16 protein-coding genes are annotated in these 18,767 nt (G+C 74.1%); 6 read left to right on the forward strand and 10 right to left on the reverse strand.

Going from position 1 to position 18,767, the window contains the following annotated elements:
* The first annotated feature begins 462 nt into the window (after positions 1 to 462).
* On the forward strand, positions 463 to 1,665 hold the full coding sequence (locus FRZ03_RS03865; RefSeq protein ID WP_146463715.1) for an amino acid deaminase/aldolase: 1,203 nt from the start codon (positions 463 to 465) through the stop codon (positions 1,663 to 1,665).
* A 9-nt stretch (positions 1,666 to 1,674) separates the two neighbouring features.
* Here the strand turns inward: FRZ03_RS03865 and FRZ03_RS03870 are convergent, their stop codons facing one another.
* The 3 genes from FRZ03_RS03870 to FRZ03_RS03880 are packed head-to-tail and all read right to left on the reverse strand — an operon-like array spanning position 1,675 to position 5,209.
* Entirely contained in the window at positions 1,675 to 2,457 is a 783-nt protein-coding gene (locus FRZ03_RS03870) for a 3-oxoacyl-ACP reductase (RefSeq protein ID WP_146463716.1), read from the reverse strand.
* Entirely contained in the window at positions 2,454 to 3,827 is a 1,374-nt protein-coding gene (locus tag FRZ03_RS03875; protein ID WP_146463717.1) for an aldehyde dehydrogenase family protein, read from the reverse strand. The genes FRZ03_RS03870 and FRZ03_RS03875 overlap by 4 nt, the downstream gene beginning before the upstream one ends.
* A gap of 23 nt (positions 3,828 to 3,850) precedes the next feature.
* On the reverse strand, positions 3,851 to 5,209 hold the full coding sequence (locus tag FRZ03_RS03880; protein WP_146463718.1) for a glutamine synthetase family protein: 1,359 nt from the start codon (positions 5,207 to 5,209) through the stop codon (positions 3,851 to 3,853).
* 96 nt (positions 5,210 to 5,305) lie between these two features.
* Between FRZ03_RS03880 and FRZ03_RS03885 the strand changes: the two genes are divergently transcribed.
* Both FRZ03_RS03885 and FRZ03_RS03890 read left to right on the forward strand, forming a co-directional pair.
* Positions 5,306 to 6,043: a FadR/GntR family transcriptional regulator gene (locus FRZ03_RS03885; RefSeq protein WP_146463719.1), complete on the forward strand. Its 738-nt coding sequence runs from the start codon at positions 5,306 to 5,308 to the stop codon at positions 6,041 to 6,043.
* A gap of 41 nt (positions 6,044 to 6,084) precedes the next feature.
* The gene (locus FRZ03_RS03890; RefSeq protein ID WP_186785237.1) at positions 6,085 to 6,813 is read left to right on the forward strand and encodes a gamma-glutamyl-gamma-aminobutyrate hydrolase family protein; all 729 of its coding nucleotides are present in this window, start codon (positions 6,085 to 6,087) and stop codon (positions 6,811 to 6,813) included.
* A 158-nt stretch (positions 6,814 to 6,971) separates the two neighbouring features.
* Here the strand turns inward: FRZ03_RS03890 and FRZ03_RS03895 are convergent, their stop codons facing one another.
* A complete protein-coding gene (locus FRZ03_RS03895; protein WP_146463721.1) occupies positions 6,972 to 7,904 on the reverse strand; it encodes a LysR family transcriptional regulator in 933 nt (310 codons plus the stop codon).
* A gap of 71 nt (positions 7,905 to 7,975) precedes the next feature.
* Here FRZ03_RS03895 and FRZ03_RS03900 point away from each other — a divergent pair, with 71 nt between their 5' ends.
* The gene (locus FRZ03_RS03900) at positions 7,976 to 9,145 is read left to right on the forward strand and encodes a TDT family transporter (protein ID WP_146463722.1); all 1,170 of its coding nucleotides are present in this window, start codon (positions 7,976 to 7,978) and stop codon (positions 9,143 to 9,145) included.
* Here the strand turns inward: FRZ03_RS03900 and FRZ03_RS03905 are convergent.
* The 4 genes from FRZ03_RS03905 to FRZ03_RS03920 all read right to left on the reverse strand — a co-directional run bounded on the left by FRZ03_RS03905 (position 9,057) and on the right by FRZ03_RS03920 (position 13,628).
* Positions 9,057 to 9,779, reverse strand: a complete 723-nt coding sequence (locus FRZ03_RS03905) for a helical backbone metal receptor (protein ID WP_146463723.1) — start codon at positions 9,777 to 9,779, stop codon at positions 9,057 to 9,059. The genes FRZ03_RS03900 and FRZ03_RS03905 overlap by 89 nt on opposite strands.
* Positions 9,776 to 10,348, reverse strand: coding sequence for a helix-turn-helix domain-containing protein (locus FRZ03_RS03910; RefSeq protein WP_146463724.1), 573 nt, complete (start codon positions 10,346 to 10,348; stop codon positions 9,776 to 9,778). The genes FRZ03_RS03905 and FRZ03_RS03910 overlap by 4 nt, the downstream gene beginning before the upstream one ends.
* Positions 10,349 to 10,735: 387 nt before the next feature.
* Positions 10,736 to 12,550: an ABC transporter permease/substrate binding protein gene (locus tag FRZ03_RS03915; RefSeq protein WP_146463725.1), complete on the reverse strand. Its 1,815-nt coding sequence runs from the start codon at positions 12,548 to 12,550 to the stop codon at positions 10,736 to 10,738.
* Positions 12,543 to 13,628, reverse strand: coding sequence for a quaternary amine ABC transporter ATP-binding protein (locus FRZ03_RS03920; protein WP_146463726.1), 1,086 nt, complete (start codon positions 13,626 to 13,628; stop codon positions 12,543 to 12,545). Before FRZ03_RS03920 ends, FRZ03_RS03915 begins: the two co-directional genes overlap by 8 nt.
* A gap of 231 nt (positions 13,629 to 13,859) precedes the next feature.
* On the opposite strand from FRZ03_RS03920, the gene FRZ03_RS03925 reads away from it, so the two are divergent.
* Both FRZ03_RS03925 and FRZ03_RS03930 read left to right on the forward strand, forming a co-directional pair.
* Entirely contained in the window at positions 13,860 to 14,780 is a 921-nt protein-coding gene (locus FRZ03_RS03925) for a 5'-3' exonuclease (RefSeq protein ID WP_146463727.1), read from the forward strand.
* A 122-nt stretch (positions 14,781 to 14,902) separates the two neighbouring features.
* On the forward strand, positions 14,903 to 15,751 hold the full coding sequence (locus FRZ03_RS03930) for a siderophore-interacting protein (RefSeq protein WP_146463728.1): 849 nt from the start codon (positions 14,903 to 14,905) through the stop codon (positions 15,749 to 15,751).
* 37 nt (positions 15,752 to 15,788) lie between these two features.
* Here the strand turns inward: FRZ03_RS03930 and FRZ03_RS03935 are convergent, their stop codons facing one another.
* Both FRZ03_RS03935 and FRZ03_RS03940 read right to left on the reverse strand, forming a co-directional pair.
* Positions 15,789 to 18,053 (reverse strand): helix-turn-helix domain-containing protein, encoded by a 2,265-nt coding sequence (locus tag FRZ03_RS03935; protein WP_146463729.1) that lies wholly within the window; start codon positions 18,051 to 18,053, stop codon positions 15,789 to 15,791.
* A 104-nt stretch (positions 18,054 to 18,157) separates the two neighbouring features.
* Complete coding sequence (locus FRZ03_RS03940; RefSeq protein WP_146463730.1) at positions 18,158 to 18,739, reverse strand: GNAT family N-acetyltransferase; 582 nt, start codon at positions 18,737 to 18,739, stop codon at positions 18,158 to 18,160.
* Positions 18,740 to 18,767: the final 28 nt, after the last annotated feature.

Consider the following 18,767-nt stretch of genomic DNA (forward strand, 5'->3'; position numbering starts at 1 on the left):
GGGGCGGGCACGCGGCCCGGGCAGGGGGAAACGGGGGGTGGATGGGCGCGGACGCAGGCGGCGCCTCCGGACCGCCGCTCGCCGCCTCCCGGCTCCGCCGGGGGGGCGCGGGCGCCGGGGGGTGGGACACCCGGGTCGTCACGCGGAGGGCCGGGGCGGGGAGGCGGGGAGCGGCGGTACGGAGGCGCGGCGTGCGTCCGTGCTCATGCACCCCCCGTTTCCTCGTGCCCGGGCCGTCTCCTCGTCCGCGGGCCGTCGCGCTCCCTCGGCCGTGCCCGGAACTCCCGGACAGGCATGCCCGTACGACCGGGCCGGCGGCCGGACGCGGCCGGGCGGGTCCGTCGTACGTGCGCGTCACTCTACGGGTTGCGGGGGACGGAGGCGGAACCAGTACGCGAGGCCGGGGCACTTGCCCGGAACATCCCCCTACCCTGGGGTAATCCCTTCTGGCAGGCTTCCGGCATGACTGCGCGTGCCGCCGACCGGGCCCGGTACGACCGGGCCACCGCCCATCTCGACGCCCCGTTCGCCATCGTGGACCTGGAGGCCTTCGACGCCAACGCGGCCGACCTGGTCCGCCGTTCCGGTGGCAAGCCGGTCCGCGTCGCCAGCAAGTCCGTGCGCTGCCGGGCCCTGCTGGAGCGCGTCCTGGCCAGGGACGGCTTCCAGGGCGTCATGTCGTTCACCCTGGCCGAGTCGCTGTGGCTGGCCCGTTCGGGGTTCGACGACATCCTGCTGGCCTACCCCTCCGCCGACCGTGCCGGTTTCGCAGAGCTGGCCGCCGATCCCAAACTCGCCGCTGCCGTCACGGTGATGGTGGACGACCCCGCGCAGCTCGATCTCATCGACGCCGCCCGCGACGGCGGCGGCGAAGTGATCCGGACCTGCCTGGAGTTGGACACCTCGCTGAAGCTGCTGGGCGGCCGGGTGCGGGTGGGCGCGCGGCGTTCCCCGCTGCACTCCCCCGCCCAACTGGCGGCCGTGGCACGCGCGGTGGCCGAGCGGCCCGGCTTCCGGCTCGTCGGGCTGATGGCGTACGAGGGGCACATCGCGGGGGTCGGCGACGCGGTCGCCGGGCGGCCGCTGCGGTCGCGGGCGATCCGGCTGATGCAGAGCGCGGCCCGGCGGGAGCTGGCCGAGCGGCGGGCCGCGGCGGTGCGGGCGGTGCGGGACGTCGTGCCCGGTCTGGAGTTCGTCAACGGCGGCGGCACCGGCAGTGTGCAGCACACCGCCGCCGAGGCCGCCGTCACCGAGATCGCCGCCGGGTCCGGGCTGTACGTGCCGCGCCTGTTCGACAACTACCGCTCGTTCACCGGCCGTCCGGCGGCGCTGTTCGCGCTGCCGGTGGTACGGCGGCCGGGCGTGGGCGCCGTCACCGTGCTCGGCGGCGGCTACCCGGCCTCGGGCGCCGCGGGGACCGACCGGCTGCCGGTGCCGTATCTGCCGGAGGGCCTGGCGTACGACCCGCAGGAGGGGGCCGGCGAGGTGCAGACCCCGCTGCTCGGCTCGCCCGCCGACGATCTGCTGATCGGCGACCGGGTGTGGTTCCGGCACGCCAAGGCGGGCGAGTTGTGCGAGCGGTTCGAGGCGCTGCACCTCGTGACGGGCGACGAGGTGACGGCGACCGTGCCGACCTACCGGGGCGAGGGGCGCACGTTCCTGTGAGCGCCCGGCCTACAGAGGGGTGACGTAGGCGCCCGCGATCCCGCCGTCCACCAGGAAGTCGGTGGCGTTGACGAACGAGGAGTCGTCGCTGGCCAGGAAGGCGACGGCGGCGGCGATCTCCTCGGCCTCGGCGAACCGGCCGACCGGGATGTGCACGAGCCGGCGGGCGGCCCGCTCCGGGTCCTTGGCGAACAGCTCCCGCAGCAACGGGGTGTTGACGGGTCCGGGGCACAGGGCGTTGACCCGGATGCCCTCCCGCGCGAACTGCACGCCCAGTTCGCGGGACATGGCGAGGACGCCGCCCTTGGAGGCGGTGTAGGAGATCTGGGAGGTGGCGGCGCCCATCCGGGCCACGAAGGACGCGGTGTTGATGATGGAGCCCTTGCCCTGGCGGCGCATGTACGGGATCGCGGCCTTGCAGCACAGGTAGACGGAGGTGAGGTTGACCTCCTGGACGCGCTTCCAGGCCTCCAGGCCGGTCTCCAGGATGGAGTCGTCGTCGGGCGGCGAGATGCCCGCGTTGTTGAAGGCCACGTCGACGCTGCCGTAGGTGGCGTACGCGGTCTCGAACAGCGCCTCGACCTGCTCGGGGTCGGTGACGTCGGTCCTGACGAAGAGTCCGCCGACCTCCTCGGCGGCGGCCTTGCCGCGGGGTTCGTCCACGTCCGCGCAGACGACGTGGGCGCCCTCGGCGGCGAGGCGGCGGGCGGTGGCGAGGCCGATGCCGCTGCCGGCTCCGGTCACGACGGCGGTACGGCCGACCAGGCGGCGGCAGACACTGTTGTCGGTCACTGTGCGGGGCCCTCCGTGCTGATGAAGACGTTCTTGGTCTCGGTGAAGGCGGTCAGGGCGTCGGGGCCGAGTTCGCGGCCGAGGCCGGACTGCCGGTAGCCGCCGAACGGGGTCCAGTAGCGGACGCTGGAGTGGGAGTTGACGGACAGGTTGCCCGCGCGCACGGCCTGGGCGACGCGCAGCGCGCGGCCGAGGTCGCGGGTCCAGACGGAGCCGGAGAGCCCGTAGGGGGTGTCGTTGGCGAGGCGGATCGCGTCCTGTTCGTCGGTGAACGGGAGCAGCACGGCGACGGGCCCGAAGATCTCCTCGCGGGCGGCCGGGCCGTCGTGCCGCTCCCCCGTCAGGACGGTCGGCGGGAACCAGAAGCCGGGACCGTCGGGGGCGCTGCCGCGCAGGGCGGGGGCGCCGTCGGGGACGTAGGACCGTACGCGGTCGCGCTGCGCCGCGGAGATCAGCGGGCCCATCCCCGTCCTCTCGTCGGCCGGGTCGCCGACGACGACGGCGGCGAGCGCGTCGGCGAGGAACGCGCGGGCCTCCTCCAGGGCCGTCTCCTGGACCAGGATGCGGGTGCGGGCGCAGCAGTCCTGCCCGGCGTTGTCCAGGAAGGAGAAGGGGTCGAGGGCGGTCTTCAGGTCGGCGTCGGCGAAGACGACGTTGGGGCTCTTGCCGCCGAGTTCCAGGGTGACCGGTTTGACGAGCCGCGCGCAGCGCTCCATGACCTCGCGGCCGGTGCGGGTGGACCCGGTGAACACGATCTTGGCGACGTCCGGGTGGTCCACCAGGGCGCGTCCGGCGATGTGGCCGTGGCCCGGCAGCACCTGGAAGAGGTGCTCGGGCAGCCCTGCCTCCAGGGCGAGTTCGGCCAGTCGCAGGGCGGTGAGCGGGGTGGTCTCGGCGGGCTTGAGGACGACGGCGTTGCCCGCGGCGAGCGCCGGGAAGGACCCCCAGGCGGCGATCGGCATGGGGAAGTTCCAGGGGGCGATCACGCCGACCACGCCCAGGGGTTCCTGGAAGGTGACGTCCCAGCCGCCGGGGACGGGGATCTGCTTGCCGAGCAGGCGTTCGGCGCCGCCGGCCGCGTAGTGCAGCAGGTCGCGGGCGTTGCCGGCCTCCCAGCGGGCGTTGCCGAGGGTGTGCCCGGCCTCGCGGACCTCCAGGCGGGCGAGTTCCTCGGTGTGCGCGTCGACGGTGTCGGCGAAGCGGCGCAGCAGCCGGGCCCGGTCGGCGGGGGCGAGCGCGGCCCAGCCGGTCTGGGCGCGCACGGCCCGTGCGACGGCGGCGGCCACGTCCTGCTCGGTCGCTGCGGGAACGGTGGCGACGACCTCCTCGGTGGCGGGGTTGAGGACCTTCAGCTCGGCTGCGTCGGACACGGGTCGGCCTTTCCGGGGCTGGCTCACAGGCGTTCGAAGGAGCGGCGCAGCTCCCAGTCGGTGACCGCGGCGTCGAAGGCTTCCAGTTCGACGCGGGCCATGTTGCGGTAGTGGGCCACGACCTCCTCGCCGAAGGCGGCCTCGGCGATGGCGCTGCGCTCCCACAGATCGGCGGCCTCGCGCAGGGTGGCCGGGACGTGGTCGAAGCCGGCGGCGTAGGCGTTGCCGGGGCAGGGTTCGGGGAGTTCGAGCTTGTGCTCCACGCCGTACAGCCCCGCGGCGACCAGTCCGGCGACGGCGAGGTAGGGGTTGACGTCGCCGCCGGGGAGGCGGTTCTCGAAGCGCAGGGAGCGGCCGTGGCCGACCACGCGCAGCGCGCAGGTGCGGTTGTCGTGGCCCCAGGCGACGGCGGTGGGGGCGAAGGAGCCCGGCTGGAACCGCTTGTAGGAGTTGATGTTGGGGGCGTACAGCAGGGAGAAGTCGCGCAGCGCGGCGAGCTGTCCGGCGAGGAAGTGCCGCATCAGCTCGGACATCCCCTCGGGTCCGGCCAGGGCGTTGGCGCCGTCGGCGTCGGTGAGCGAGAGGTGGATGTGGCAGGAGTTGCCCTCGCGCTCGTTGTACTTGGCCATGAAGGTGATCGAGACGCCCTCCTGGGCGGCGATCTCCTTGGCGCCGGTCTTGTACAGGGCGTGCTGGTCGCAGGTGGTGAGGGCTTCGTCGTAGCGGAAGGCGATCTCGTGCTGGCCGGGGTTGCACTCGCCCTTGGCGGACTCGACGGTGAGGCCGGCGCCCGCCATGTCGTTGCGCAGCCGGCGCAGCAGGGGCTCGACGCGGCCGGTGCCGAGGATGGAGTAGTCGACGTTGTACCGGTTGGCGGGCGTCAGGCCCCGGTATCCGGCGTCCCAGGCCTGCTCGTAGCTGTCCTTGAAGACGATGAACTCCAGCTCGGTGCCGACCTGCGCGGTGTAGCCGAGGGCGGCGAGCCGGTCGAGCTGGCGGCGCAGGATCTGGCGCGGGGCGGCGGCGACCGGGGTGCCGTCGTGCCAGGCGAGGTCGGCGACGAGCAGGGCGGTGCCGGGGTGCCAGGGGATGCGGCGCAGGGTGGCGCGGTCGGGGCGCAGGGCGAAGTCGCCGTAACCGCGTTCCCAGGAGGACATGGCGTAGCCGTCGACGGTGTTCATCTCGGTGTCGACGGCGAGGAGGTAGTTGCAGCCCTCGGTGCCGTGCTCCAGGACCTCGTCGAGGAAGAAGCGGGCGGCGAACCGCTTGCCCTGAAGGCGCCCTTGCATGTCGGGGAAGGCCAGGACGACGGTGTCGATCTCACCGCTCGCCACCAGGGCGTGCAGCTCCTCGACGGGGAGCGGGGCGGTGCGGTCTGCCACGGAGAGCCTCCTTCGGCGCCTACGCGCTTCTTCGGCCGGGCCGGGGAGCCATAAGGTATTGCCCGGAACCATTGCTTGGGAAGGGGGCGCGGGCGGATGTCGCCGGAGACGGAGCGGCAGGGGGCGGGCGACCGGCTCGCCGCGGTGCTGCGGCCGGTGCGGGCGGGCAACGGCTTCGAGGAGGCGCTGGAGCAGATCCTCCAGGTGGTACGGCTCGGACTGGTGCCGGACGGGGGGCGGCTGCCGGCCGAACGGGAGCTGGCGGAGCGCCTCGGGATCAGCCGGGTGACGCTGCGCGAGGTGCTGAAGGTGCTCCAGGACCAGGGGCTGGTCGAGGCGCGGCGCGGCCGGTACGGCGGAACGTTCGTGCTGCCGCGCGCCGACGCGGGCGGTGCAGACGAGCTGCGGCGGCGGATCGCCGGGGTGGACGTCGAGGACGTGCTGCGCTTCCGCGAGGTGCTGGAGGTGGGGGCGGCCGGGCTGTGCGCGGCGCACGGGCTGACGGACGAGCGGGCGGCACGGCTGCGGGAGGCGCTGGCGGGCACGCACGACGCGCCGCTGGCCGACTACCGGCGGCGGGACACGCTGCTGCACCTGACGCTGGCCGAGCTGTCCGGGTCCCCCTCGCTGACCGCGCAGTACGCGGCGGTGCGGGCCACGGTCAACGAGCTGCTGGACTGCATCCCGCTGCTGGTGCGCAACCTGGAGCACTCCCAGCGGCAGCACACCGCGCTGGTGGAGGCGGTGCTGGACGGGGACGCGGACGGGGCGCGGGAGATGATGCGGGAGCACTGCGCGGGCACGGCGGCGCTGCTGCGGGGTTTCCTGACCTGAGCCGGTTCTGCAAAGGTACGACTGTGAACCTTTCTGTTCCGTTGATCGGTGTGAGCACGTATCTGGAGCCCGGCACCCGGTGGGGGGTCTGGGAGCTGGAGGCCGCGCTGCTGCCGGCCGGGTATCCGCGGCTGGTGCAGCGGGCCGGGGGCTTGGCGTGCATGCTGCCGCCGGATGCGCCCGAGCTGGCCGCGGCGGCGGTGGCCCGGCTGGACGGGCTGGTCGTCGCGGGCGGCCCGGACGTGGACCCGGCCCGCTACGGCGCCGCCCGCGACCCCCGCACGGGCCCGCCCGCCACGGCCCGGGACGCCTGGGAACTCGCCCTGATCGACGCCGCGCTGGCCGCCGGCACGCCGCTGCTGGGGATCTGCCGGGGCATGCAGCTCCTGAACGTGGCGCTCGGCGGGACGCTGGTGCAGCATCTGGAGGGGCACGCGGAGACGGTGGGCGTCTTCGGCAGCCACACGGTCTCCCCGGTGCCGGGCACGCGCTACGCCGAGATCGTCCCGGCCGCGGCGACCGTCCCCACCTACCACCACCAGTGCGTCTCCCGCCTCGGCCGGGACCTCGTGCCCTCGGCCCACGCGGAGGACGGCACGGTGGAAGCGGTCGAACTGCCGGCGGACCGGGGCTGGGCCCTGGGCGTGCAGTGGCACCCGGAGATGGGCGAGGACCTGCGGGTGATGAGGGCGCTGGTCGCCGCCGCGGGGCGCCTGCGCGGGCCGAGCGGGGCGCCTCCGCGGGCTGAGCGGGGGGCCGCAGCGGGCTGAGCGGGGCGCCTGCGCGGGCCGAGCGGGGGGCCGCGGCGGGCCGAGACGGTGTGACGGTGCGGTCCCTCGTGGCCGGCCGCGCAGTTCCCCGCGCCCCTTAGGGAGCTGCCTCTGCCGTCGGCCGCATGGGGCGCCATCGCCGGCGGGGCTCTCCGCGCTCAGGCGCGGGTCAGGGACAGCAGATCCCTGGCCGGGCCCGCCGGGCGGTGGCCCGTGGGCCAGACGGCGCGCAGGTCGCGGCGGAGCGAGACGCCGTCCACCGGGATGGCCACCAGCCGCCGCAGCGCCAGTTCCTCCCGCACCGCCAGTTCGCTCAGCACCGACGGCCCCGCCCCGCTCACCGCCGACGCCTTCACCGCCGTCGTCGAGGACAGCTCGATGAGCGGACGCGCCAGGCCCCCGAGCGCGGCGTCCAGCACCTGCCGCGTCCCCGATCCCCGCTCCCGCAGGATCAGCGGGGTCGCCGCCAGTTCCCGGGCCGCCAGCGGGCGCCGGCGGCGGGCCCAGGGGTGACCCGGTGCCGTGACGACGATCAGCCGGTCGTGCCCGATCACCGCCGCGTCCAGCCCCGCGGGCACGGACAGCCCCTCCACGAAACCGAGGTCCGCCTCCCCGTCCAGCAGCAGTTCCGCCACCCGCGCCGAGTTCCCGGCCAGCAGCGACACCGCCGTGTCGGGCCGCTCGGCGTGCAGCGCGAGCAGCCAGCCCGGCAGCAGGTACTCGGCGATCGTCATGCTCGCCGCCACCCGCAGCCGCGAGTCCCGCCGGTCCCGCAGCGCCCGCGCGCCCGCGTCGAACGCGGCCGCCGCCTCCACCACCCGCCGCGCCCAGTCCGTCACCAGCACCCCGGCGTCCGTGAGCCGCGACCCCCGCGGTGAGCGGTCCACCAGGGCCACTCCCAGCTGCCGTTCCATCGACCTGATCCGGCTGCTCGCGGCCGGCTGGCTGATGCCGACCTCCCGGGCCGCCGCGCCGAGACTGCCCAGCCGCGCCACCGCCAGCAGCAGCTCCAGTCCCGCCAGATCGGGCACCCGGTGCGCCAGCGACCCGGTGCCCTCGTGCCGCCCGCTCTGCCCCTCCGCCTTGCTCATAAGACCAGTTTATGCCCCCATCCATCCAAACTCCCTGGTCAGGCGGGAATCCCGGAGGCACGGTGAATGCCATGGTCACCGCAGCCCCGCCCCTTCCTTCCGCCCGCGCGCCCCGCGCCGTCCGGGTCCGCCACCTCGGTCCCAACTGGTACGCCTCCGTCATGGGCACCGCCGCCGTCGGCACGGCCGGCACCGCGCTCCCGGTGGCGCTGCCGGCCGGCCTGCACACGGTCCTCGCGGCCGTCTGGGCGCTGTCCCTGCTGATGCTGGTGACCCTGCTCGCGGCCCGTGCCCTGCACTGGCTCCACCACCGCGACCAGGCCCGCGCCCATCTCCTCGACCCGGCCGTGGCCCCCTTCTACGGCTGTCTGTCCATGGCCCTGCTCGCGGTGGGCGGCGGCGCGCCGACCGCCGGCCGCGACTGGCTCGGTTCCGGCGCCGCCGTCGCCCTGGACGCCGTGCTGTACACGGCCGGCACGGCGGTCGGCCTGGGGGCGGCCGTGGCGCTGCCGTACCTGATGTCCGTGCGGCACCGCATCGAGCCCTCCCAGGCCTCCCCGGTGTGGTTGCTGCCGCTGGTAGCGCCGATGGTGTCGGCCGCGCTCGGCCCGCAGCTCGTCCCGCATCTGCCGCCCGGCCAGCCGCGCGCGACCCTGCTGCTGGCCTGTCTCGCGATGTTCGGGCTGAGCCTGTTCGCCACGCTGGTGATGCTGCCGCTGGTCCTCTTCCGGCTGATCACCGTCGGCCCGCTGCCGCTCGCGCTCACCCCGACCCTGTTCCTGGTCCTCGGCCCGCTCGGGCAGTCCACCACCGCCGTCGGCTCGATCGCGAACGCCGCGCCCGGCGTCGTACCGGCCCCGTACGCGCGCGGCCTGGACGTGTTCTCCGTGCTGTACGGGGTGCCCGTGACGGGCTTCGCGCTGATGTGGCTGGCGCTGGCCGTCGCCCATCTGGTGCGGGCCCGGCGCCGGGGCATGGGCTTCGCGATGACCTGGTGGGCCTGCACCTTCCCGGTGGGCACCTGTGTCACCGGCGCGGCGGCCCTCGCCCGGCACACCGGCCTGACCGGCTACCAGGCGCTCTCCGTCGGGCTGTACGTCCTGCTGGTCGTGGCGTGGCTGGCGGCGGGCACCGGCACCGTGCGCGGGCTGCTCAGCGGCGAGCTGCTCGCAGGGCCTCGCCCAGCACCCGGGGCGCCCGCGCCAGAGACGGGCCGTACCACGTCAGGTGCCGTCCGCTGACCAGGGCGCAGGCCAGGCCGGGAAAGGCCTCCGGGCCGTCCTCCGCCGTGAAGCGGTAGGGCTCGTCGGGGAGCACCACCACGTCCGGGGCGGCGGCCCGCAGCTCCTCCAGGGGTATGCGGGGGTAGCGCTCGGCGTGCCCCGCGTACAGGTGGTGCACGCCCAGGCGGGCCAGTACGTCGCCCGCGAAGGTGTCCCGGCCGACGACCATCCAGGGGCGGCGCCACACCGGCACGACGGCGGTCCTGCGCTCCGTGGGCTCGGGCAGCGCGGCCCAGACCGCCTCGGCCTGACGCAGCCAGCCGGGGCGCTCCGACGCACCGCAGGCGGCCAGCACCCGGGCCAGCTCGGTGAAGGCGTCCGGCACCGTGCGCACCTCGGTGACCAGGACCCGGAGTCCCGCCGCGCGCAGGGCGTCGAGGTCGGGGGCGCGGTTCTCCTCCTCGTTGGCCACCACCAGGTCGGGCGCCAGCTCGACGATCCGCTCGACCTTGGGGTTCTTGGTCCCCCCGATCCGCACGACGTCCAGCTCGGCCGGATGGCTGCACCAGTCGGTGGCCCCGACGAGCGCGCCGGGCAGCGTCTCGGCCACGGCCTCGGTGAGGGACGGCACGAGGGAGACGACGCGCTTCACCGGGACCGGTCCTGCACGGCCTCGATGTGCTCGGCCACCGCCACCACGATGACCCGGGTGTCCGGCACGGTCGCCCGCCAGCGGTGTCTGACCCCGCCGGTGAGGTACAGGGTGTCGCCGCGGCCGAGGCGGTAGGCGCGGCCCTCGGCCTCGATCTCGACGGCGCCGTCGACGACGTACATCAGCTCGTCGTTGCGGTGCTGGAACTCGCGGCCGGCGTCGTGGTCGCCGAGGAACTCGGAGGCGTGCAGCTGGTGGTGGCCGCGGACCAGGGAGCGGGTGCGGGGCGCGAAGTCGTCCTCCGCGGCGGGTTCGGCGCGCACCACGTCCACGGTGGCCGCGGGGTCCGCCGCGGCGAGGAGTTCGACGGCCGTGGTGCGCAGCGCGTCGGCCAGTTTCTCCAGGGAGGTGCGGCTGGGGCGGGCCCGGTCGTTCTCCACCTGGCTGAGGAAGGGCACGGACAGGCCGGTGCGCTCGGCCACGACCGCGAGGGTCAGCTCCAGCGCCCGGCGGCGCCGCCGGACCGCCGCGCCCACGCGCACGGGCTGCTGTTCTTTGTGGTCGCCCATCGCTCCGGCTCCCTCCCTCGCTCGTCGTGTGTTCGTCCTGCCTCGGGTCCCGGGTGCCCGCTGCGGGGCTCCCGATGGCTTCACTGCACCCTACGCATGTTCGGCAAACGGTTTCATGCGCGTGTCACATCCCCGGCTCGCCCATGACCCCTTACCCTCCCGGTTCACGCCAGTGTCAGGGGCTCCGCGGCGGTCCCCCGATGCTTCCTCCCTGGGGATGAACATGTCCAGCACCCAGAGTCATCACGCTGGGTGATTGGCCGGATTCTTGCCGTAGGGGAAACGGGTTCTTTCCCCAGGGAGAACGCCACGAGGGGCGGACGGCTCCGTACTCCCGTCGTCGTACGGTGCCGTCCGCCCCTCGGGTGGCGGTCCGGGCCGGTCAGGTCACCCGGCCGCCTGGCTCTGGGCGTGGTCGCCGGTGGCCGGGGCCCACTTGTCGACCAGGCCGGGGTTCTCGCGCAGCCAGGCGCGCACGGCGTCCTGCTCCTTGCCCTTGCCGGCCTGCTGGATCCGCGCCTCCAGGCCGGTGAGCTGCTTCTCGGTCATGGAGAAGTTCTTCAGCCAGCGCCCGACCTGCGGGTTGTCCCCGGCGAAACCCTTACGGGACAGGGCGTGCACCCCGTCGCCCTTGCCCCAGGCACCCCGGGGGTCCTTGAGCTTCTTCAGGTCGTAGCCGCTGTAGGCCCAGTGCGGGGACCACAGGGTGACGAGGACCGGCTCCTTCCTGGCGTAGGCGCGCTTGAGCTCGGCGAGCATGGCCGGGGTGGAGCCGTCGATCACCTGGTAGGTGCCGTCGAGGCCGTACTCCTTGAGGACCTTGCTCTTGAGCAGGCTCATCTCGCCGGCGCTCGGCTCGATGCCGACGATCTTCCCGCCGAACTCGGAGGCGTGCGCCTTCAGGTCCGCGAGGGAGTCGACGTCCTTCACGTAGGAGGGGACGGTCAGCTCCAGGGAGGTGGGCCCGTACCAGCTGCCGAGGTCGTCCAGCTGCTTGCCGTACTTCTTCCAGTACTCGGCGTGGGTGGTGGGCAGCCAGGAGTCGGTCTCGAAGTCGATCTGCCCGGTGGCGAGGCCGGTGTAGAGGGGTCCGGCCGCGTACTGGGTGGTGGTCACCTTGAAGCCGCGCTCCTCGAGGATCTCCTTCCACAGGAAGGTGGAGGCGATGCCCTCGTCCCAGGGGATGTAGCCGATCTTGATCTGCTTGCCCTTGCCGATGTCCGTGCCGGAGGCCTCGGAGGTGCCGCCGGCGGAGCCGAAGACGCCGAGTCCGCCCGCGACGAGCGCGAGCACGACGACCCCGGCGACCGCGACGGCCGGGTGCGGGCGGTAGGACCAGGCGCGCCGGGGCGCCTTGGCGGCCGCCCGGCGGCCCAGCGGGGACAGCTGGGTGCCGAGGGCACCGGTGATGCGGTCCAGGTAGATGGCGAGGACGACGATGCCGACGCCCGCCTCGAAGCCGTAGCCGATGTCGAGCTGGCCGATGGCCTCGTTGACGGCGCCGCCGAGGCCGCCGGTGCCGACCATGCCGGCGATGACGACCATGGACAGGCCCAGCATGATCACCTGGTTGACGCCGGCCATGATGGTCGGCAGGGCGAGCGGCAGCTGGACGCGCCACAGGATGTTGCGCGGGGTGGTGCCGAACGCCTCGGCGGCCTCGACCAGTTCGGCGTCGACCTGGCGGATGCCGAGTTCGGTCATGCGGACGCCGGGGGCGAGCGCGAAGATCAGGGTGGCGACGACGCCGGCCGCGGTGCCCAGCCCGAAGAACAGCATGGCCGGGATCAGCAGGACCATCGACGGCATCGTCTGGAGCAGGTCCAGGACGGGCCGTACGGCGGCGCCGACCGCCTTGGAGCGGGCGGCCCAGATGCCCAGCGGGATCGAGATCACCAGGGCGATCACGGTGGCCACGAGGACCAGGGCGAGCGTGGACATCGCCTGGTCCCACAGCTGGAGCGAGTCCACCAGGGCGAAGCCGGCGAACGCGAGGACACCGGCGACCAGGCCGCGCAGCCACCAGGCGATGACGGCGAGGATGCCGGCCATCAGCAGCGGGGCGGGGGCGGCGAGCACGGCGTCGATGCCGTTGTACATGCCCTCCATGACGGCCTTGATCGCGTCGAAGAGCCAGGAGAGGTGGTCGACCAGCCAGTTCACACCGGAGTCGACCCAGTCGCCGAGGGGCAGCCTAGGCACGGGCGGTCACCTTCTTCCCGTCCTTGCCGTGGCCGTCGCAGGCGGCCGGTCCGCCCTGTTCGTCGCCGAGGAAGCCCACCAGGCGCTGCCGGGGCACGACCCCGACGAGGGAGCGGCCGGCGTCGAGCACGGCGACCGGGTGGCTCACCCGGGCGCTGATCGCGCACAGCTCGGTGAACGGCGTCTCGGGCGTCGCCGTCTCGCAGTCGCAGTCGGCCTCGTCGCCGCGCAGCTCGGTGTCCATCACGGCCGCCGCGGTGAGCACCCGGGAGCGGTCGACGTCCTGGATGAAGGAGGCCACGTAGTCGTTGGCGGGGCGCAGCAGGATGTCCTCGGCGGTGCCGGTCTGCACGATGCGGCCGTCGCGCATGACGGCGATGCGGTCGCCCAGGCGCATGGCCTCGTTGAGGTCGTGGGTGATGAAGACGATGGTCTTCTTCAGGGTCTTCTGGAGCTGGAGCAGCTGGTCCTGCATGTCGCGGCGGATCAGCGGGTCCAGGGCGCTGAAGGACTCGTCCATGAGCAGCAGGTCGGCGTCGGTGGCGAGGGCACGGGCGAGGCCGACGCGCTGCTGCATGCCGCCGGACAGCTCGTCGGGCCAGGACTTCTCCCAGCCGGCCAGGCCGCACAGGGCGAGCGCCTCGTCGGCGCGGCGCTCGCGCTCGGCGCGGGGCACGCCCTGCACTTCCAGGCCGTAGGCGGCGTTGTCACGGACGCTGCGGTGCGGGAACAGCGCGAAGTGCTGGAAGACCATGCTGATCTTTTTCGAGCGCAGTTCGCGCAGCCCGCGGTCGCTCAGCGCGGTCAGCTCCTCGCCGTCGAAGCGCACGCTGCCGGCGGTCGGCTCCAGCAGACCGTTGAGCATCCGCAGCAGGGTGGACTTGCCGGAGCCCGACAGGCCCATGACGACGAAGATCTCACCCGCCTCGACCCGGAAGGAGGCGTCGATCACGGCGGCCATGGTGCCGTCGGCGCGCAACTCCTCCCGGTCGGCGCCCTTCCGTAGGCGCTCCACTGCGTCGTTCGGTCGTCTGCCGAACACCTTGAACAGGTGTTCCGCCTCAAGCCTGGCTTGCACGCGTACCTCTTGTGTCGGGAACAGGGGCAGCGGAACGGCGGGCCCTCCGACCGTCGAAAACCAGCCGACAGTTGAAATGAGCAACCACTCGCTCCATGGCGCGCCCCTGCCCAGGTCAAACGGAGGCAAACTCACAAGTGGCCGGGGTCACCGCAATGCGCATCACGCAACGCGTTCCCGGACGAAAGGTGAGCGAAGGTGACTGTCAGTGGTGTGCGGCATGATGCGAGCGTGACCGGACGACTGATGCTGCTCGACACCGCCTCGCTGTACTTCCGCGCCTACTTCGGCGTCCCCGACTCCGTGAGGGCACCGGACGGCACCCCGGTGAACGCGGTGCGCGGACTGCTGGACTTCATCGACCGGCTGGTCAGGGACCACCGGCCCGAACACCTGGTGGCCTGCATGGACGCCGACTGGCGGCCCGCGTGGCGGGTCGAGCTGATCCCCACCTACAAGGCCCACCGGGTCGCCGAGGAGCACACCGGCGGGCCGGACGCCGAGGAGGTCCCGGACACCCTCGCCCCGCAGGTGCCCGTCATCGAGTCCGTGCTGGACGCCATCGGCATCGCCCGGGTCGGCGTCCCCGGCTACGAGGCGGACGACGTGATCGGCACGTTCACCGGGCGCGCCGCCGGCCCGGTCGACATCGTCACCGGCGACCGCGATCTGTACCAGCTGGTGGACGACGCGCGCGGGGTGCGGGTGCTGTACCCGCTCAAGGGCGTGGGCACCCTCCAGGTGACCGACGAGTCCCTGCTGCGCGAGAAGTACGGAGTGGACGGACGGGGGTACGCGGATCTGGCACTGCTGCGCGGCGACCCGAGCGACGGCCTGCCGGGCGTGGCCGGGATCGGCGAGAAGACGGCCGCCAAGCTGCTCGCCGAGTTCGGCGACCTGGCCGGGATCATGGCCGCGGTGGACGACCCCGGGGCCAGGCTCACCCCGTCGCAGCGGCGGCGGCTCACCGAGGCCCGGCCGTACGTCGCGGTGGCGCCGAAGGTGGTGCGGGTGGCCGGTGACGTGCCGCTGCCCGAGGTGGACACCGCGCTGCCGCACGCCCCCCGCGATCCGGCGGGTCTGGCGGAGCTGGCGGCCCGGTGGGGTCTGGGCGGCTCGCTGCAACGGCTGCTGAGCACGCTGGGCGCGTGAGCCGGGGCCCGCGGGATCGGCAATATTCCAGCAAAGGGCGGCCGTTGAAGAAAAAAGGAAGATCCGGCCCGAAGGGAGAGATGTTAGCTTAGGTAAACCTAACCAATCCGCAGGAGGCCGTGATGGCAGAGCGTCCGGAACGAAAGCCGCGCAGGGTCCACACCGCCCGGGTGGTGCGCACCGAGCGGCTCACCCCGCACATGCAGCGCGTGGTGCTCGGCGGCGAGGGTCTTGCCGGGTTCGCGGCCGACACCTGCACCGACCATTACGTGAAGCTGCTGTTCGGCCCGGCCGGGGTGACCTACCCGGAGCCCTTCGACCTGGAGCGGATCCGCGCCGAGTTCCCGCGCGAGCAGTGGCCGGTGACCCGGACGTACACCGTGCGCGACTGGGACGCCGGACAGCGCGAGCTGACCCTGGACTTCGTGATCCACGGCGACGAGGGCCTGGCCGGCCCCTGGGCGCTGCGGGCCCGCCCCGGCGACACCCTGCGCTTCATGGGCCCCGGCGGCGCCTACGCGCCCGACGCGGACGCCGACTGGCATCTGCTCGCCGGTGACGAGAGCGCGCTGCCCGCGATCGCCCGCGCCCTGGAGGCGCTGCCCGCGGGTGCCCTGGCGCACGCCTTCGTGGAGGTGTCCGGGCCCGAGGAGGAGCAGAAGATCGGCTCCCCGGCGGAGATCGTCTGGCTGCACCGCGGGGACCGCCCGGTCGGCGCGGCCCTGGTGGAGGCCGTGCGGGCGCTGGAGTTCCCCGAGGGCCGGCTGCACGCGTTCGTGCACGGCGAGGCCGGCTTCGTGAAGGAGCTGCGCCGGATGCTGCGGGTGGAGCGGCAGATCCCGCGCCAGGACCTGTCGATCTCCGGCTACTGGCGGCTCGGCCACAACGAGGACGGCTGGCAGGCCTCCAAGCGGGAGTGGAACGCCCGGATAGAGGCCGAGCAGGAGGCCGGCGGCGCGGCGGCGGCCTGAGCGGACCGGCGCCCGCGGCGGCCGGCCGCCTTTGCGGTCACTCGGCGGGGAGCGCGTCCAGGAGTGTCTGCGCGGTCCTCAGCTCCTTGCTGTCGGCCTCGTCGCCGAGGGCGAGGGCCTGGCGGAGGCAGGAGCGGGCCTCCTCCGTCTCCCCCAGCTCGACCAGAACCTGGCCCAGGGACACCAGCGCGTACCCCTCTCCGTTGGTCAGCCCGATGCGGTGGGACTCGACCACGGCGTCGCGGTAATGGCCGGCGGCCTCCCGCCACCGTCCCAGCGCGGCATGGTCGAGACCGATCGCGTAGATCGTGTTGGCGCGGATGACGTCGGCGATGAACTCGCTCACCGGGCAGTCGGGCGCGTCGAGGAAGGCGAGGACGCGCTCGTCCTGGTGCAGGGCCTCCTCGGCACGGCCGGCGGCGCGCAGCGAGACCGCGTGGCTCGCCACGGCGTTCAGCCAGACCTCGGGATCGCCGGATTCCTCCGCCAGGTCGATGGCGGCGAGGGACTTCTCGGCGGCCTCCTGGGCCTCGCCGAGCTTCCTGTGCGCGTTCGCCGCGTGCGCCAGTGCCGAGGCCTGCTGGGTGACGTCCTGGGCGCGGCGGGCGTGTGCCAGCGCTTCGCCGGCCCGCTCCAGGGCCTCGCGGTGGCGGTGCTCGCAGGTGTTCAGGGCCCAGGCGTGGCAGTTGAGGTGGAAGGCCCGCAGGTACGGATCGCCGAGTGCGGCCGCGGACTCGCTGGACAGGCGGAAGACCTCGGGCCAGTGCCCCCAGAAGAGCCACAGGTCGCAGAACCACTCCATGGCGTCGACGGTCTGCACGACCCGGCCGTGCTCACCCCTGCCGGCGGCGCCGCGCAGCGCGGCCAGCCAGGCCGGGGCCTCGCCCTGGAGCCAGGCGCGGGCCTGCTCGGCGCTCTCCAGTGGGACCAGGCCCCGCCAGGAGGACGGCGGCGCCCCGTGCCCGGACTTGAACCAGCGGCCGGCGACCCCGGCCGTCTCCAGCAGCCAGGTGCGCAGCCGGTCCTCGGCCGCTGCCCGCTCGCCGGGCTCCTCCTGGCGCGCCAGCCGGGCACGGGCGAACAGCCGCAGCAGGTCGTGCAGTTGGTAGCGGCCGGTGAAGGTGACCTGGAGCAGCCCGGCCTCGACCAGCTCCTCCATCACGTCCTCGGCCTCGAAGACGCCGGTGGCGGTCAGGGCGGCGCCGTAGGCGGCGGTCATGTCCGCCGCCGGGACCAGGCTCAGCAGCCGCAGCATCCGGGCGGCCTCACCGGTCAGCTGCCGGTACGACAGCTCGAAGGCCGCCTCCACCCGCACATCGCCGGCCGCGAGCGCCCCCAGGCGGCGTTCCTCGTCGGCCAGCCGCCGCACCAGGTGGGCCACGCTCCAACCCGACCGCACCGTCAGCCAGTTCCCGGCCACCCGCAGGGCCAGCGGCAGCTGCCCGCACAGCTCCGCCACCCGCCCCACGGCCTCGATCTCCGCGTCCGCCCGCTCCTCGCCCAGGATCCGCCGCAGCAGCTCGACCGCCTCGGCCCGCGCCATCTCGGTCAGCGCCAGCCGATCGACGTCCTCCAGACCGGTCAGCGGCCGCCGGCTGGTGACCAGCACCAGACTCCGCCCGCCACCGGGCAGCAGCGCCCGGACCTGCCCCTCGTCCCGCGCGTTGTCCAGCACCACCAGACACCGGCGCTCCCCCAGCAGGGCGCGCAGCAGCGCCGCGCGCCCGGCCGCGTCCTCCTGCGTCAGCCTGCGGTCGGACACCCCCAGCGCCTTCAGCAGCTTCAGCAGCGCCTCGCCCGGGTCCATGGGCCCTTCCACCCCGTGCAGGTCCACCACGAAACAGCCGCCGGGGAACTCCTGCGCCAGGTCCGCGGCCGCCTTGAGGGCCAGCGTCGTCTTCCCGCACCCGGGCGGGCCCGAGATGACCGACACCGACGCGCCCTCGCCGGTGTCCGCCCGCGCCGCGGCCTGCCGCAACCGCGCCAGCTCGCCGCCGCGGCCCGTGAAGTCCCCCACCGACCGCGGCGGCACGACGGTCCCCGTGCCCGCCACCGCACGGGTCGCACGGGTCGCCCGCGCCTCCCGCGCGGCCCCCAGCAGCGCCTCCCGCTCCGCTTCGGCCAGCCCGAGCCCCTCCGCCAGCGCCATCGCCGTACGCCGCTGCGGGACCTTGCTGCGTCCCCGTTCCATGTCGCCGATCGCCCGGACGCTCACGCCCGACGCCTCGGCCAGCTCCTCGATCGTCAGACGGCGCCGGCGCCGCTGACCGCGCAAGACCACTCCGAACGGCTCCTCGGACACCGGCCACTCCTTCGCTCTCCCCTGCCGGAGACTACGAGGGGCGGAATACCGGCCACGAGCACGTCCAGCCCATGGGACGACGGTAACAAGCCCCCAGACCGCGTTCAGTCGCCCCGTACCCGCGCGTGCAGATGCATGTCGTGCCAGCCGTCGGGGTGGAGGAAGGCGCTGCGCCGGGTGCCCTCGGCGGCGTAACCGGCCTTGCGGGCGACGCGGCAGGAGGCCTCGTTGGCGGTGGAGTGCATCAGCTCCAGCCGGTGGAAACCGATCTCCTCGAACGCCCAGCGGGTCAGGGCCGCGGCCGCCCGCGCGGCCACGCCCCGGCCGCGGGCCCCCGCCACCGTCCAGTAGGCGATCTCGGCCGTCCCGTCGCCCAGTTCGATCTGCCGCAGCGCGACCCTGCCCAGCAGCGCGTCGCCGTCCGCGTCCGCGACCGCCCACTGCGCCTGCCGCTCCCCCGCCCACAGCCCCTGCCACTCGGTGATCCAGCCGGCGGCCTCCGCCTCGGACTCACAGGACTTGCCGTGGAAGCGGTGCATCAGCGGGTCCTGGAACGCCGCGTGCACGGCGGGCGCGTCCGCCGCCCGCCAGGGGCGCAGGACGAGGCCGTCGCCGCTCGCGATGGCGGGCTGGGGGGCGCGGGCGAGGGCGCCGGCGGGCAGCACGGGACTGGTGAGAAAGGGCATGGCCCCATACTGCCGTGGCGGGGGCCCG

Source organism: Streptomyces misionensis (genome assembly GCF_007896895.1).
Taxonomy (GTDB): Bacteria; Actinomycetota; Actinomycetes; order Streptomycetales; family Streptomycetaceae; genus Streptomyces; species Streptomyces misionensis_A.

Bases quoted from the DNA above. Each gene is read 5' to 3' on its own strand.
- FRZ03_RS03865 (WP_146463715.1), top strand. From the start codon at position 463: ATGACTGCGCGTGCCGCCGACCGGGCCCGGTACGACCGGGCCACCGCC.
- FRZ03_RS03885 (WP_146463719.1), top strand. From the start codon at position 5,306: ATGTCGCCGGAGACGGAGCGGCAGGGGGCGGGCGACCGGCTCGCCGCG.
- FRZ03_RS03895 (WP_146463721.1), bottom strand. From the start codon at position 7,904: ATGAGCAAGGCGGAGGGGCAGAGCGGGCGGCACGAGGGCACCGGGTCG.
- FRZ03_RS03900 (WP_146463722.1), top strand. From the start codon at position 7,976: ATGGTCACCGCAGCCCCGCCCCTTCCTTCCGCCCGCGCGCCCCGCGCC.
- FRZ03_RS03910 (WP_146463724.1), bottom strand. From the start codon at position 10,348: ATGGGCGACCACAAAGAACAGCAGCCCGTGCGCGTGGGCGCGGCGGTC.
- FRZ03_RS03930 (WP_146463728.1), top strand. From the start codon at position 14,903: ATGGCAGAGCGTCCGGAACGAAAGCCGCGCAGGGTCCACACCGCCCGG.
- FRZ03_RS03940 (WP_146463730.1), bottom strand. From the start codon at position 18,739: ATGCCCTTTCTCACCAGTCCCGTGCTGCCCGCCGGCGCCCTCGCCCGC.